Origin of the sequence: Nocardioides sp. GCM10030259, from assembly GCF_042666375.1 — a bacterium.
GTDB lineage: Bacteria > Actinomycetota > Actinomycetes > Propionibacteriales > Nocardioidaceae > Nocardioides.
In genome coordinates this window covers 404460-418917 of record NZ_JBHTDF010000005.1, presented here as the reverse complement: position 1 = coordinate 418917, position 14458 = coordinate 404460, and the positions used below count along the sequence as shown (strand labels likewise).

The following is a 14458-nucleotide window of genomic DNA, read 5'->3' as shown; positions in this document are numbered from 1 at the left end:
ACCGGGTGAGCCCGGAGCAGGTGGCGCGGGGGAGCGCCGACGCGATGTGGGCCGACGACCACGCCAGCCGCGCGCTCGGCATGTCCCTCGACGCGGTCGGCCCGGGCACCGCGACGCTGCGGATGACCGTGCGCGACGACATGGTCAACGGCCACGGCATCGGACACGGCGGCCTGACCTTCGCGCTCGCCGACTCGGCGTTCGCGTTCGCCTGCAACTCCTACAACCGGCGCACCGTGGCCGCCGGCGCCGAGATCCGGTTCCGCGCGCCGACCCGGGCCGGCGACGAGCTGGTCGCCACCGCGGTCGAGCGCGATCGCGACGAGCGCGACGGCACGTACGACGTCACGGTGACCGCGGGCGACACGGTGGTGGCGACGTTCGTGGGCCGGTCGCGCGAGGTCGGAGGGACGTTCTGGTGAGCGGTGCGATCCCGACCCTGGACCGGGCCGAGCTCGAGGCGCTGCAGCTCGAGCGGCTGCGGGCGACCCTGCGCACGGCGTACGACGCGGTGCCGCACTACCGCGGGGCCTTCGACGCCGCGGGTGCGCACCCCGACGACGTGACGTCGCTGGCCGACCTGGCGCGGTTCCCGTTCACGACGAAGGCGGACCTGCGCGACAACTACCCCTTCGGCATGTTCGCGGTGCCGCGCGAGCAGGTCGTGCGCGTGCACGCGAGCAGTGGCACGACCGGGAAGCCGACCGTGGTCGGCTACACGCAGGCCGACGTCGACACCTGGTCGGAGCTGATGGCGCGCTCGATCCGCGCTGCGGGCGGGCGGCCGGGCGACGTGGTGCACGTGGCCTACGGCTATGGCCTCTTCACCGGCGGCCTCGGCGCGCACTACGGCGCCGAGCGGCTCGGCTGCACGGTGGTGCCGGTCAGCGGCGGGATGACCGAGCGGCAGGTGCAGCTGATCGTCGACTTCGGGCCGCGGGTGATCATGGTGACCCCGTCGTACTTCCTGGCGATCCTCGACGAGATGGAGCGGCAGGGCGTCGACCCGCGCTCGACGGCGCTCGAGATCGGCATCTTCGGCGCCGAGCCGTGGACCGACGAGATGCGCGCGGTGGTCGAGGAGCGCTCCGGCATCCGGGCCGTCGACATCTACGGGCTGTCGGAGGTGATGGGGCCGGGCGTCTCGCAGGAGTCGGGGGAGACCCAGGACGGCCTGCACGTCTGGGAGGACCACTTCCTGCCCGAGATCGTCGACCCGGTGACGCTCGAGCCGGTGCCCGACGGCGAGCGCGGCGAGCTGGTGTTCACCTCGCTGACCAAGCAGGCGATGCCGGTGGTCCGCTACCGCACCCGCGACCTGACGCGGCTGCTGCCGGGCACGGCGTACCCCGCCTTCCGGCGGATGGAGAAGGTCACCGGCCGCACCGACGACATGATGATCGTGCGCGGCGTGAACGTCTTCCCCAGCCAGGTCGAGGAGCAGATCCTCGCGGTCGACGGGCTCGCACCCCACTACCTCTGTGTGCTCACCCGGCCCGGCAGCCTCGACGAGCTGACCGTGCGCGTCGAGGCCGTCGAGGAGCCGTACGACGGCGCGCTGGCCGGTCGTCTCGAGGACCGCATCCGCCAGCGGATCGGCGTCACCGCCCGGGTCGAGGTGGTCGCGCCGTACGCCCTGGAGCGCTCGCTCGGCAAGGCGAAGCGGATCAGCGACCAGCGTCCACGTTGACCGTCAGAAGACGTCGGGGAGGTCGGTGGCGGAGCCGGTGAAGGTCGGGGTGCGCTTCTCGAGGAAGGCGGCCACGCCCTCCTTGCCGTCGCCGATCGACTGCCAGTACATCGCGAGCGAGTCGGAGAGGTGCGCCTCGAGCGGCTCGGGGGCGGCGCTGTTGCGGTAGAGCAGCCGCTTCGCGAGGCCGAGCGCGGCGGGAGAGCGGTTGACGACGAACGACCGGGCCAGCTCCTGCGCGGCCGGCACCAGCTCGTCCGGCTCGTGCACGCTGCGCACGAGGCGCCCGGAGAGCGCGGTGTCCGCGTCGAGGATGTCGGCGGAGTAGACCCACTCGAGCGCCTGCTGGATCCCGACGATCCGCGGGAGGAACCACGTCGACGCCGCCTCGGGCACGATGCCGAGCCGGCCGAAGACGAAGCCGATCCGCGCCTTGGTCGACGCCATCCGCAGGTCCATCGCGAGCGTCATGGTGGCGCCGATCCCGACCGCCGGGCCGTTGATCGCGGCGATCACCGGCTTGGGCAGCGCGTGGATCGCCAGCGTCACCTTGCCGCCGGTGTCGCGGACGCCCTCGTCGTACGGCGCGGCGTCGTACGACGCGCGGAACTCGGACACCGACGGCCGCAGCGACTCGTCGAGCCCGAAGACGTTGCCCTCGGCCGACAGGTCCATGCCGGCGCAGAACGCGCGACCGGCGCCGGTGACGACGACGGCGCGCACGGCGTCGTCCGTGGCGTCCGTGCGGAAGAAGGTCTCGAGCTCACCGGCCATCGTCAGGTCGAACGCGTTGAGCTGGTCGGGCCGATGCAGGGTGAGCGTGCCGACGCCGTCGGAGTCGACCTCCCACCGGAGCGTCTCGAAAGTCACGAGATGCCGCCGTTCGCCTTGCAGAGGGCCTTGGGCATGTCGTCGACCTTGTCCTCCTGGATATAGCCGAACATCCGCTTCGACCTCTCCTCGTCCCACCTCACCTCGAGGCTGGCGAGCGGCACCACGCAGCTGAGGTCGACACTGGTCATCGCGAGGGCCCACTTGCCGGCCTGGATCGGCCCGGTGCCCTCGCCGAAGGCGAAGAAGTCGGGGACGGCGTTTGCCAGTCGCCAGTAGCGGACCGGGTTGATGAAGGTCCACGGCGAGAGGACCTTGTCGCCGACGGCGGCGACCACCTCGCGCTGGTGCTTGACCCGGGCGATGTCGCCGATGCCCGAGGTGTGCCGCGACCGCGAGTAGGCCAGCGCGGTCTTGCCGTCGGCCTCCTGGCAGCCCTTCTCGATGTCGAGCCCGGCGAGCGGGTCCTTCATCGCCGTGGTGGGGCAGATCTCGATGCCGCCGACCGCGTCGACGACGCCGGCCACGCCGCCGAGCCCGATCTCGACGTAGTCGTCGATGCGGATGCCGGTGTTCTGCTCGACGGTCTGCACGAGGAGCTCGGGTCCGCCGTACGAGTAGGCGGCGTTGATCTTGGTGCTGCCGTGCCCGGGGATGTCGACGATGGAGTCGCGGGGCAGCGAGACCAGGATGTTCGGCCCCGATCCGGTGTGCAGGATCATGATCGTGTCGGACAGCTGGCTCGACGGGTTGCCGGTCGCGAACTCCTTGCGCTCCTCGGCGGACAGGCCGGCGCGGGAGTCGCTGCCGACCATGAGGTACGTCGTGCCGGGCTGGTCGGCCGGGCGGTCGCCCTTCGGCTCCCACTCGACGCTGTCGACCTGCTTCCACGCCCACAGCGGCACGGCCACGAGGTAGATCGCCCACAGCAGGAGCAGCACCAGCACGATCCGCAGGTAGAACCGCGGGCCCCGGCGGCGCTTCGGGCGGTCGGGGCCCGGGGTCGGCGCGAGGGGCGGCGGCGTCGGCGGCGTGCCTGCGCGCTCGCGCGGCGCGGCCTGGCGAGCGGACTGCTCGGAGGGGCGGGGCATCGTGGGCATCACCCGGGTCTCGTCGGGACGCGGCTCGCGTTGGTTCGGCCGGTCCGGCTCGTTGCCGTCGCCGCCGTAGAGCCAGTGGAAGTCCGGCGTCCCGTCCCCGGGGTCGCCGTCGCTGCGGGGACGGTCGGTCATGCAGGCGACCGTACCGGGTCGCCCCATGTCCCAGACCAACCGGCGCGTCGTGACCGATGTTGCCTCTGTGACTGGTGATACTTACGGGGCAACACCACTTCCCCAGTACGTCGCTCTCGAGAGGAATCTCGATGCCGCCCGCCCCTTCCCCCGGGTCGCACCCCTCGCGCTTCACCGCCAGCGAGCGCGCTGCGCGCGTCCGCTTCCGTCGCGCCGTCGCCCTGATGCTGATGACGCTGGTGCTCCCGGGCTCCGCGCAGCTGGTCTACGGCAACCGCCGGGTCGGCCGGGTTGCGATGCGGACGTGGGCGGTGCTGGTGGTGACCGCGGTGGTGTCGTCGCTGGTCGGCTTCTTCTCGCACGACTTCTTCTTCTGGGTGACGTTCGACCCGTCTGCCCTGCTGTGGCTGCGACTCCTGCTGACCGCGCTGGCCGTGGGCTGGGCCTACCTGTTCATCGACGCCTGGCGCCTGGGCCAGCCGCTGTCGCTGAGCCTCGCCCAGCGCCGCGCGGCCGTGGGGGTCAACGGCGTGCTCTGCCTCTCGATCGCGGCCGGGCTGCTCTTCGGGGCGCACCTGGTCGGCGTCCAGCGGTCCTTCGTGCTGGCGATGTCCGGCGACGGCGGCGTGAGTGGCGCCCAGGACGGCCGCTACAACGTGCTGCTGCTCGGCGGTGACGCCGGCGCCGGCCGCACCGGCCTGCGACCCGACTCGATGACGGTCGCGAGCATCGACGCCGACACCGGTCGGACGGTTCTGATCTCGCTGCCGCGCAACATGCAGAACTTCCCGTTCGTCAAGGGCTCGGTCATGCGCCAGCAGTTCCCCGACGGGTTCGACGCCGACTACCTCAACGGCGTCAGCACGTGGGCGGAGGACAACACCGGGCTCTTCCCGAAGTCCGACCACCCCGGCGTCGACGCGACCGTCATGGCGATCGAGGGCATCACCGGTCTGACGATCAACTACTGGGCGATGGTCAACCTGGAGGGGTTCAAGGACCTGGTCGACGCCGTCGGCGGCGTGACGCTCAACGTGCGGCAGCCGATCCCGGTCGGCGGCCTCGGCTCCGACGTCACCGGCTACATCGAGCCCGGGGTGCGCAAGCTCGACGGCCACGACACGCTCTGGTTCGCCCGGGCCCGGGACGACTCCGACGACTACTCGCGGATGGCGCGCCAGAAGTGCGTGATGGGCGCGATGCTCCAGCAGGTCAGCCCGCAGACGGCGGTCACGAACTTCGCGAAGATCGCCTCCGCCAGCACCGCGATGGTCTCGACGAACATCCCGGCCGGCGAGTTCGACGCCTTCGCTCAGCTGGGTCTCAAGGCCCGCGGCCAGAAGGTCTCGACGCTCTCGCTGGTGCCGCCGATGATCAACACCGCGGACCCGGACATCGGCCTGGTGAAGGCGAAGGTCGCCGAGGCGATCGACCTGGCCGAGGGTGACGCTCCGTCGACCGGCACGGCGGGCAAGCCGAAGAAGCAGAAGGGCTCGCAGGCCGTCACCGGCGGCTCGCTCGGCTCGCTCTCCACCGGCTACGCCGCCAACCAGTCCGACGACCTGGGTGCCGCCTGCTGATCGCTACAGCCGGGTGCTGAGCAGCCACGTCAGGTAGGCGAGGTAGACCGCGACGAAGACGGCGCCCTCGACCCGGCCGAGGCGGCTCTTGCTCCGGAAGACCGGGATGCAGACGACCGCGGCGGCGACCATGAGCAGCAGGTCGACGGCGAGGACGTCGTCGGGCACCAGGATCGTGCCGGGCGCGGCGATCACCGTCGGCCCGAGGATCAGGGCGATGTTGAGCACGCTGGAGCCCAGCAGGTTGCCGATCGCGATGTCGCGGTCGCCGCGCAGCGTCGAGACGACGGTCGTGACCAGCTCGGGGGCGGAGGTGCCGATCGCGACCACGGTCAGGCCGATGATGGCGTCATCGACGCCGAGGTCGTTCGCGATGCCCACCGCTCCGTCGACGAGCAGGTCGGAGCCCGCGACGATCACGCCGAGCCCGACGAGCAGCACCACCGTCTGCACGACCGGGTGACCGCCCGGCTGCTCCGGGACCTCCGCGACCTCCGGGCCGTCGGGATCGCGCTGCCTCGCGGCCCGCACGCTGGAGATCGTCAGGACCGCCAGGTAGCCCACGCCGTACAGGCACAGCCAGACGCCGTCGCGGGTGGAGAGGGCGCCGTCGAGCGCCAGCAGGAGCAGCAGGACCGCGGCGCCGGTCATGACGGGGAGGTCGAACCGCATGGTGCGCTGCTCGAACCTCACCGGCGCCATCACCGCTGCGATGCCGAGGATGAGCAGCAGGTTGACGAGGTTGGTCCCGACGATGTTGCCGACGGCGAGACCGCCGTTGCCCCGGGCCGCCGCGTCGAGGCCGACGGCGAGCTCGGGGAGGCTCGTGCCGAGGGAGACGACCGTCAGCCCCACGACGATGGGGTGGATGCCCATCCGGGCGGCGAGGGCCGAGCCCTCGCGGACCACGAGCTCGGCGCCCACCACCAGCAGCACCAGCCCGACGAGGACGCCGAACAGGTCCATCAGCCGCCGCGCGTCCTCATGACGACTCGGCCGTGAGCGTCAGCGTGATCTCCTCCCCGCCCCGGGAGAGCACGACCTCGACGTCGTCACCCGCGGCGAGCTCGAGCTCGGTCCGCACCAGGTCCTCCGGGCTCTGGAGCTGCCGGCCGTCGATCTCGACGAGTACGTCGCCGGGCTGCACGCCGGCACGGTCGGCGGGCCCGTCGGCGTCGACTCCCTGCACGAACAGCCGGCCCGGGGCCGCCAGATCCGGCGGGATCGCCTGGACCCGCAGCCCGAGCGTCGGGTGGGCGACGCGACCGTTCTCCGCGAGCTCATCGACGAGGGGGAGCGCGAGCACGGTCGGGATCGCGAAGCCCAGCCCGCTGCTGCCGACCTCGCCGGCCGGGGACGCCCCGGCGGTGTTGATGCCGACGAGCCGCGCGTCGCAGTCGACCAGGGCGCCCCCGCTGTTGCCGGGGTTGATCGCCGCGTCGGTCTGGATCGCTCCGACCAGGTGGGCGGACCCGCCGCCGGCGCCCGGCACCCGCACGTAGCGCCCGGTCGCGCTGACGATGCCGCTGGTGACCGTAGACGTCAGCCCCAGCGGCGAGCCGAGTGCCACGACCGGGTTACCGACGTCGAGGGCGCCGGAGTCGCCCACCCGGATCGGCTCGGCCGCCTCGGACGACTCCTCGGGCGCCAGGACCGCCAGGTCGGTGAGCGCGTCGGCGCCCAGGATGGTCGCCGGCGTCGAGTGGCCGTCGGTGTAGGTGATCGCCACCGCCGTCGGCTGGGTCGCGCCGGGCGCCACCACGTGCTCGTTGGTGATGATCACGGTCTCGCCGTCGAGGTCGTAGACCACACCGGAACCGGTCCCGCCGCCCTCCGGGGTCTTCGCGGCGATCGTCACCACCGACGGGAGCGCCCGTACGGCGACGTCGTCCACGGCGCAGACTGCCGCGCTCGCGGGATCGGACCCCCAGTCGGCCGCCCACCCGGCCAGCGCCACCAGGCCTCCTCCGACGAGGCCGCCGACCACGCCGCCGACGAGCCCCGAGAGCAGTCGGCCCCTCCCGTCGGCCCGGTCGGCCCGGTCGGCGCCGGCCGTCGACCGCACCGTCGGCTGGTCCGTCACGCCTGCATGATGTCCGCGGCCCGACGCTCCGACACCACCCGATTCGGGCGATCGACCACCCCCTAGGGTGGTCGCCGTGACCGAGCCACAGCCGTACGACGGCCCCCGTGTCGTCGCGGTGGTGGTCACGTTCAACCGGCTGGACCTGCTGCGTCGGCTCGTCGAGCGACTCGACGAGGTGCCGGAGCTCGGCGAGGTGCTGGTGGTGGACAACGCGTCGACCGACGGCACGGGGGAGTGGCTGGCCGGGCTGGCCGACCGCGACGCGGGTGACGACCACCCGGTGACGCCGGCGCTCGGCCGCACCCTCGACCACAACGCCGGCGGCGCGGGCGGCTTCCACGAGGGCCTCGCGTGGGCCGTCGAGCGGGGGGCCGACCTGGTGTGGCTCATGGACGACGACGGGCTGCCCGACCGCGACTGCCTGGCACGCCTGCTCGCCGAGCCCGACCTGGACTTCTGGGGGCCGCTGGTGGTCGACGAGGCCGCCCCCGACCGGCTGGTCTTCCCGATCCGGCTGCCCGGGGGGACCCGCGTCGTGCACCGCCTCGACGACGTACGTCGAGCCGCGACCTCCGGCCGCATCGACGGGATCGTGATCCCGTTCAACGGCGTGCTGGTCACCCGCGAGCTCGTGGAGCGGATCGGGCTGCCGCGCGCGGAGTTCTTCATCTGGGGCGACGACCACGAGTACCGCCTGCGCGCCGAGGCAGCGGGCGCGCGCATCGCGACGGTCGTCGACGCGCAGGTCCGGCACCCTGCCGTGGGCGACCTCGGGTCGCCGATGGCGTTCGGCCGCACGACGTACAACCACAGCCCCAGCGACCTCAAGCACTACTGCATGGCCCGCAACAACCTGGTCAACCTGCGCGACTACAAGGGCTGGCCGCACGCGCTGGCGTTCGTCGCCAAGACCATCTGGTTCTACGCGTTCACCAGGCCCTCCCCGGGCCGGCTCGGGCTGAGCCTCCGGGCGATGTACGCCGGGCTGCGCGGCGACTTCACCGGGCACGAGAGGTTCCTGCGATGACCGCCGAGACCGCCGAGACCGTCGCGATCGTCGTGGTCACCTACAACCGGGCCGACCTGCTCGCCCGGATGCTCGAGGGACTGGCCGCGCTGGAGCGCCCCGCCGACGCCGTGATCGTGGTCGACAACGCCAGCACCGACCACACCCCCGAGGTCCTCGCCGCGGCCCAGGAGAGGACGGGGCTCCCGGGTCTCGAGGTGCTCCGCTCCGAGGACAACCTCGGCGGCGCCGGCGGCTTCCACCACGGCGTGCGCGAGGCCTACGCGCGCGGGTTCGACCGGATCTGGCTCATGGACGACGACGTTGTCCCGGCCCCTGACTGCCTGACCGTGCTGATGGCACGCGACGACGACTGCCTGATGGCCGTCCGCGAGGACTCGGCGGGCCGGCTCGTCGAGAAGGCCGCCACCCGCTTCGACCTGCGCAACCCGCTGGCGATCCGCCCCAAGCGGGGGATGGTCGAGACCGACTTCGGCAGTCGCGACCGGATGCCGGAGGTGGTCGAGGTCGAGAACGTCGCCTTCGAGGGCTTCATGGTCCGCCGCTCGGTCGTCGACGCGATCGGGCTGCCCGACGCGTCGTACTTCATCTTCTACGACGACGTGGACTTCGCCGTGCGCGCCCGCCGGGCCGGGTTCCGCATCCTGGCGGCGCGCGACGCCGTACTGGTGCGCCAGCTCGACTTCGACCAGCAGCACGACCTGAGCGGCTGGAAGGGCTACTACATGTACCGGAACCTCTTCGCCGTCCACCTCCGGTACGGCGAGAACGCGCTGGTCCGCCTCAAGCCGCTGCTGATCACGGCGGTCGTCGTGCTCCTCTCGCCGGTCCGCGGAGGCCGGGCCGAGGCGTCGAATGTGATCCGGGCCATGCGCGACGCGTGGGGAATGCGGTTCGTGCCCACCGAATCCGTAGACTGACCAGCCATGTCGTCGACCCCTGCCTCCAGCCCTGACCTGGTCGTCGTCGGCTCCGGATTCTTCGGCCTCACCATCGCGGAGCGGTGTGCGACCGAGCTGGGGCTGACCGTGCTCGTGCTGGAGCGACGCCACCATCTGGGCGGCAACGCCTACTCCGAGCGCGAGCCCGAGACCGGCGTGGAGGTGCACAAGTACGGCGCCCACCTCTTCCACACCTCCAACGAGAAGGTCTGGGAGTACGTCAACCGGTTCACGAGCTTCACCGACTACAAGCACCGTGTCTTCGGCAAGTACCAGGGTCAGGTCTACTCCCTGCCGATGAACCTGGGCCTGATCAACCAGTTCTTCGGCAAGTCCCACACCCCCGACGAGGCGCGCGCGCTGATCGCCGAGCAGTCCAGCGAGATCCGCACCGAGGACGCGACCAACCTCGAGGAGAAGGCGATCAGCCTGATCGGCCGACCGCTCTACGAGGCGTTCATCAAGGGCTACACGGCCAAGCAGTGGCAGACGGACCCGACGAAGCTCAGCGCCGACATCATCACGCGGCTGCCCGTGCGCTACACCTTCGAGAACCGCTGGTTCAGCGACACCCACGAGGGGCTCCCGGTCGACGGCTACACGGCGTGGCTGACGCGCATGGCCGAGCACCCGAACATCGAGGTGCGGCTCGAGACCGACTTCTTCGACGTCCGTGACGAGTACGTCGGCAAGGTGCCGATCGTCTACACCGGGCCGGTCGACGAGTACTTCGGCAACGCCGAGGGCCGCCTCTCCTGGCGCACCGTCGACCTCGAGGAGTCGGTCGAGGAGGTCGACGACTTCCAGGGCACCGGCGTCGTCAACTACAACGACCAGGAAGTGCCCTTCACCCGCATCATCGAGTTCAAGCACTTCCACCCCGAGCGCGAGAAGACCCACCTGCCGGGCAAGACGGTGATCGTCCACGAGTACTCCCGCTTCGCGGAGGAGGGCGACGAGCCGTACTACCCGATCAACACCGCCGAGGACCGCGAGAAGCTCCTGAAGTACCGCGAGCTCGCCAAGAAGGAGCCGATGGTGCTCTTCGGCGGCCGCCTCGGCACCTACAAGTACCTCGACATGCACATGGCGATCGGCTCCGCCCTGTCGATGTTCGAGAACAAGCTGCGGCCGCACTTCGCCGAGGGTGCGCCGCTCACCAGCGGAGGCGTCGACGAATGAGCAGCTCCACCACCGGCACCGTGCGGCGTGTCCTGCAGCGGCAGATCATGCCGCTCGACCGTGACGTCGACGTCCTGCCGCTGTACGTCGACCCCGACCCCGCCGTACTCGACGCCGACAAGTACGCCGTCGGCGGCAACAAGGCCGCCAAGGAGCTCAACTGGGCCTCGCTGCGCCAGGCGGTGAGCTCCGGGGAGACCATCCACCCCGAGCAGATCGTCGACCGCCACGCGGTGCGGATCCACGAGGGTGACCGGCTGTCCTTCGGCACCTACTTCAACGCGTTCCCGGCGTCCTACTGGCGGCGATGGACGATCGTCGACACGGTCCGCCTGACGGTCGAGCTCCGGGGCCGCGGCTCCGGCGTCACCGTCTACAAGTCGATGGCCAACGGGCGCTCGCAGCGCGTCGACGCCCGCGTGCTCGAGGACGGCGAGACCGGCACGTTCGTCTTCGACCTGCCGCTCGGCCCGTTCGCCGACGGCGGCTGGTACTGGTACGACGTCGCCGCAGGCGACGAGGACGCCGTCGTCACCGCGACCTGGGACGCCGAGGTGCCCGCCGACCGGGCCGAGTCCGGCACGGTCACCGTCGCGATCACCACGATGAACCGGCCCGACTTCTGCGCGAAGCTGGTCGCCCAGCTCGGCGCCGACGAGCAGGTGCTGGGCATCCTCGACGAGGTGCTCGTCATGGAGCAGGGCACCAAGAAGGTCGTCGACTCCGCGGAGTTCCCGGCCGCCGAGAAGGCGGTCCAGGGCAAGCTCCGGATCCTCGAGCAGGGCAACCTCGGCGGGTCCGGCGGCTACGCCCGCGGCCAGCTCGAGACCGTGCGCGCCGGCGTCTCGACGTACTCCCTGATGATGGACGACGACGTCGTCTGCGAGCCCGAGAGCCTGCTGCGCGCCGTCACCTTCGGCGACCTGGCCCGCCGGCCCACGATCGTCGGCGGCCACATGTTCAGCCTGTACTCCCGCTCGCGGCTGCACAGCTTCGGCGAGATCATCCAGACCTGGCGCTGGTGGTGGATGTCGCCCGAGCACGTGCTCCCGGAGTGGGACTTCGGCGCCCGCAACCTGCGCTCGACCCGCTGGCTGCACCGTCGCGTCGACGTGGACTTCAACGGCTGGTTCATGTGCCTGATCCCGCGGGTCGTGCTCGAGGAGATCGGGCTGTCGCTGCCGATCTTCATCAAGTGGGACGACAGCGAGTTCGGCGTCCGCGCCAAGGCCGCGGGCTACCCGACGGTGACGTTCCCGGGCGCGGCCGTCTGGCACGTCCCGTGGACCGACAAGAACGACGCGCTCGACTGGCAGGCCTTCTTCCACCAGCGCAACCGGCTGGTCTCGGCGCTGCTGCACTCGCCGTACCCCCACGGCGGTCGCGTGGTCCGGGAGAGCCTCAACAACTCGATCGCCCACCTCGTCTCGATGCAGTACTCCACGGTCGAGCTGCGCCAGCAGGCGCTCGAGGAGGTCCTCGCCGGGCCTGACCGCCTCCACGAGGTGCTGCCGACCCGGCTCGCCGAGGTCAACGCGTTCCGCAAGCAGTACTCCGACGCGCAGCTCCAGGCCGACCCCGACGCGTTCCCGCCGGTACGCCGCAAGCCGACCCGCCGCTCGCACCAGGAGCTCGAGGTGCCCACGCGCCGGGCCCAGCTCGTCGTGGCGGCGCTCGCACCGCTGCGCCAGTTCCGCGCGCCGCGCAAGCTCTCGCGGGAGTTCCCCGAGGCCGAGGTCGCCGCGATGGACGCCCGCTGGTACCGGCTCGCGCGCTACGACTCCGTGGTCGTCTCGATGCCCGATCAGACCGCGGCCGCGCTCTACAAGCGTGAGCCCGAGCTCTTCCGTGACCAGATGCGCCGCATCGTGCAGCTGCACCTCGAGCTCTACCGCCGCTGGCCCGAGCTCTCCGCGGAGTACCGCGCCAAGCTCCCGCAGATCACCTCGCCCGAGGCGTGGGAGGAGACCTTCCGCCCCTGGACCGGGGATCCCGTATGAGCCACGCCGTCCGCGGGCGACACGCGGCGCCGGCCGAGGGACCGGGGTCTCCGGCCCCGCTGGCGCCGCCCTCGGCGACCACCGGTCTCTTCGAGGTCTTCCGGCGCCGCTACCTGCTCCGCCTGCTGGTGAGCCGCGAGATCGCGGCGCGCTACCAGGGCTCGGCCCTGGGGATGATCTGGTCCTACATCAACCCGCTGTCGCAGTTCCTGATCTACTACTTCGTGATCGGCGTGATCATGGGGCTGCACGAGGACGTGCAGAACTTCGCGATCCACATGTTCTGCGGGATCATCATCACCGGCATCTTCACGGAGTGCCTGGGCTCCGGCACCCGCTCAGTGGTGCGCAACAAGGGCCTGGTGCAGAAGATGGCCCTGCCCCGGGAGATGTTCCCGGTGGCGGCGGTGCTCGTCTCGTCGTACCACGTGCTCCCCGAGATCGTGATCCTGGCGATCGCCTGCGTCTGGACGGGCTGGACCCCCGACCTGGTGAGCATGATGGCGATGGTCCTGTCGCTGCTCATCACCATCACGATCGGGATGGCCGGTGCGCTGATGTTCGCCGCGGCGAACGTCTTCTTCCGCGACGTCTCCAACGTCGTGCAGATCATCAACAACATCGTCCGCTTCGGCGTGCCGATGATCTACCCGTACACCATGGTCGCCGAGCGGTTCCACGGCTTCACCGACCTCTATCTCGTCAACCCGCTCGCCAACGCGGTGCTGCTCCTGCAGCGCGCGTTCTGGGTGGGGACGACCGACGACCCGGACGCCATCGCCAGCACCAACCTGCCCGACCACCTGTTCACCCGCGGGATCATCGCGCTGCTGCTCTCGCTGGTGATCCTGGGCTTCGGCCAGCTGGTCTTCTCCCGGCTCGAGAACAAGATCCCGGAGCGACTCTGATGACCGAGTCGATCGTGGTCGACGGCGTGACCAAGGAGTTCACGCTCCGCTACCACCGCACCTTCAAGCAGGTCACGATGGCCCGCCTGAAGCGCCAGGAGGTCTCCAACTCGTTCACGGCCGTCGACGACGTCTCGTTCACGGTCCAGCAGGGCGAGTCGATCGGGCTGATGGGGCTCAACGGCTCCGGCAAGAGCACGCTGCTCAAGCTGATCAACGGCATCATGCGGCCCGACTCGGGCCGGGTGCTGACCCGCGGCCGGATCGCCGGTCTGATCGCCACCGGCGCCGGCTTCCACCCGCAGCTCACCGGCCGCGACAACATCTACCTCAACGCGGCGATCCTCGGGATGAGCGAGGCGGAGACCAAGCGGAAGTTCGACGAGATCGTCGACTTCGCCGACGTCGGTCGGTTCCTCGACACCGAGGTCGGCCACTACTCGTCGGGCATGTACTCCCGGCTCGGCTTCTCGGTCGCCATCCACGTCGACTCCGACATCTTCCTCGCCGACGAGGTGCTCGCGGTGGGGGACAAGCCGTTCAAGAAGAAGTGCCTCCAGCGGATGCAGGAGGTCCGCGACAGCGGCCGCACGCTCGTCTACGTCAGCCACGCCGCCGGGTCGGTCCGCAAGATGTGCGACCGCGTCATCGTCCTCGAGAGCGGCAAGCTCGGGTTCGACGGCGACGTCGACGCCGGCATCAAGTACGTGAAGTACGACGGCGACAACGAGGACGCGACCGAGCAGGAAGACGACGAGCTCGGGGCGGATATTTAGCCGTCGGACTCGAGGCCCTGGGTATCTCACCGGGTCTCGTCACGCCGGTCGCGACCTCCTTCGTCGGTCGCGCGGCTGCTCGACCTGGCTCGTGCTTCCTGGCCCGAGCAAGCTCGGTCCAGGCGAGCGCAAACTACAACGCTGAGATTTCTTGACAAATCCCGAGATCATCGGCGTGTCGAGTGGAAATTACAGCGTTGTAGTT

13 protein-coding genes are annotated in these 14458 nt (G+C 70.7%); 9 read left to right on the top strand and 4 right to left on the bottom strand.

Annotation, left to right across the window (positions count from 1 at the left end):
- Positions 1 to 5: 5 nt before the first annotated feature.
- Positions 6 to 422, top strand: a complete 417-nt coding sequence (gene paaI / locus ACFQQI_RS06525; RefSeq protein ID WP_378559679.1) for a hydroxyphenylacetyl-CoA thioesterase PaaI — start codon at positions 6 to 8, stop codon at positions 420 to 422.
- Complete coding sequence (gene paaK, locus ACFQQI_RS06520; protein ID WP_378559676.1) at positions 419 to 1690, top strand: phenylacetate--CoA ligase PaaK; 1272 nt, start codon at positions 419 to 421, stop codon at positions 1688 to 1690. Before paaI ends, paaK begins: the two co-directional genes overlap by 4 nt.
- Positions 1691 to 1693: 3 nt before the next feature.
- Here the strand turns inward: paaK and ACFQQI_RS06515 are convergent, their stop codons facing one another.
- Positions 1694 to 2560, bottom strand: a complete 867-nt coding sequence (locus ACFQQI_RS06515; protein ID WP_378559673.1) for a crotonase/enoyl-CoA hydratase family protein — start codon at positions 2558 to 2560, stop codon at positions 1694 to 1696.
- Positions 2557 to 3753, bottom strand: coding sequence for an LCP family protein (locus ACFQQI_RS06510; protein WP_378559670.1), 1197 nt, complete (start codon positions 3751 to 3753; stop codon positions 2557 to 2559). Before ACFQQI_RS06510 ends, ACFQQI_RS06515 begins: the two co-directional genes overlap by 4 nt.
- 131 nt (positions 3754 to 3884) lie before the next feature.
- Here ACFQQI_RS06510 and ACFQQI_RS06505 point away from each other — a divergent pair, with 131 nt between their 5' ends.
- Positions 3885 to 5333, top strand: coding sequence for an LCP family protein (locus ACFQQI_RS06505; protein WP_378559667.1), 1449 nt, complete (start codon positions 3885 to 3887; stop codon positions 5331 to 5333).
- Positions 5334 to 5336: 3 nt separating this feature from the next.
- On the opposite strand, the gene ACFQQI_RS06500 is transcribed toward ACFQQI_RS06505, so the two are convergent.
- Positions 5337 to 6299 (bottom strand): calcium/sodium antiporter, encoded by a 963-nt coding sequence (locus ACFQQI_RS06500; RefSeq protein ID WP_378559664.1) that lies wholly within the window; start codon positions 6297 to 6299, stop codon positions 5337 to 5339.
- Positions 6300 to 6315: 16 nt separating this feature from the next.
- A complete protein-coding gene (locus tag ACFQQI_RS06495) occupies positions 6316 to 7416 on the bottom strand; it encodes a S1C family serine protease (RefSeq protein ID WP_378559661.1) in 1101 nt (366 codons plus the stop codon).
- Positions 7417 to 7492: 76 nt separating this feature from the next.
- Between ACFQQI_RS06495 and ACFQQI_RS06490 the strand changes: the two genes are divergently transcribed.
- Genes ACFQQI_RS06490 through ACFQQI_RS06465 form a run of 6 tightly spaced genes read left to right on the top strand, consistent with a single transcriptional unit; the run spans position 7493 to position 14253 of the window.
- On the top strand, positions 7493 to 8446 hold the full coding sequence (locus ACFQQI_RS06490; protein WP_378559658.1) for a glycosyltransferase family 2 protein: 954 nt from the start codon (positions 7493 to 7495) through the stop codon (positions 8444 to 8446).
- Positions 8443 to 9366, top strand: a complete 924-nt coding sequence (locus tag ACFQQI_RS06485; RefSeq protein WP_378559655.1) for a glycosyltransferase family 2 protein — start codon at positions 8443 to 8445, stop codon at positions 9364 to 9366. Before ACFQQI_RS06490 ends, ACFQQI_RS06485 begins: the two co-directional genes overlap by 4 nt.
- Before the next feature lie 6 nt (positions 9367 to 9372).
- On the top strand, positions 9373 to 10569 hold the full coding sequence (gene glf / locus ACFQQI_RS06480; RefSeq protein ID WP_378559652.1) for a UDP-galactopyranose mutase: 1197 nt from the start codon (positions 9373 to 9375) through the stop codon (positions 10567 to 10569).
- Positions 10566 to 12569, top strand: coding sequence for a glycosyltransferase (locus ACFQQI_RS06475; RefSeq protein ID WP_378559649.1), 2004 nt, complete (start codon positions 10566 to 10568; stop codon positions 12567 to 12569). The genes glf and ACFQQI_RS06475 overlap by 4 nt, the downstream gene beginning before the upstream one ends.
- Positions 12566 to 13477 carry an ABC transporter permease gene (locus tag ACFQQI_RS06470; RefSeq protein ID WP_378559641.1) on the top strand — a complete coding sequence of 304 codons (912 nt, stop codon included), beginning with the start codon at positions 12566 to 12568 and terminating at the stop codon, positions 13475 to 13477. Before ACFQQI_RS06475 ends, ACFQQI_RS06470 begins: the two co-directional genes overlap by 4 nt.
- Positions 13477 to 14253, top strand: coding sequence for an ABC transporter ATP-binding protein (locus ACFQQI_RS06465; RefSeq protein ID WP_378559638.1), 777 nt, complete (start codon positions 13477 to 13479; stop codon positions 14251 to 14253). The genes ACFQQI_RS06470 and ACFQQI_RS06465 overlap by 1 nt, the downstream gene beginning before the upstream one ends.
- Positions 14254 to 14458 lie beyond the last annotated feature (205 nt).

Excerpts from the sequence above, each read along its gene's own strand:
- ACFQQI_RS06510 (WP_378559670.1), bottom strand. The coding sequence starts at position 3,753 with ATGACCGACCGTCCCCGCAGCGACGGCGACCCCGGGGACGGGACGCCG.
- ACFQQI_RS06505 (WP_378559667.1), top strand. The coding sequence starts at position 3,885 with ATGCCGCCCGCCCCTTCCCCCGGGTCGCACCCCTCGCGCTTCACCGCC.
- ACFQQI_RS06500 (WP_378559664.1), bottom strand. The coding sequence starts at position 6,299 with ATGGACCTGTTCGGCGTCCTCGTCGGGCTGGTGCTGCTGGTGGTGGGC.
- ACFQQI_RS06485 (WP_378559655.1), top strand. The coding sequence starts at position 8,443 with ATGACCGCCGAGACCGCCGAGACCGTCGCGATCGTCGTGGTCACCTAC.
- glf (WP_378559652.1), top strand. The coding sequence starts at position 9,373 with ATGTCGTCGACCCCTGCCTCCAGCCCTGACCTGGTCGTCGTCGGCTCC.
- ACFQQI_RS06475 (WP_378559649.1), top strand. The coding sequence starts at position 10,566 with ATGAGCAGCTCCACCACCGGCACCGTGCGGCGTGTCCTGCAGCGGCAG.
- ACFQQI_RS06470 (WP_378559641.1), top strand. The coding sequence starts at position 12,566 with ATGAGCCACGCCGTCCGCGGGCGACACGCGGCGCCGGCCGAGGGACCG.
- ACFQQI_RS06465 (WP_378559638.1), top strand. The coding sequence starts at position 13,477 with ATGACCGAGTCGATCGTGGTCGACGGCGTGACCAAGGAGTTCACGCTC.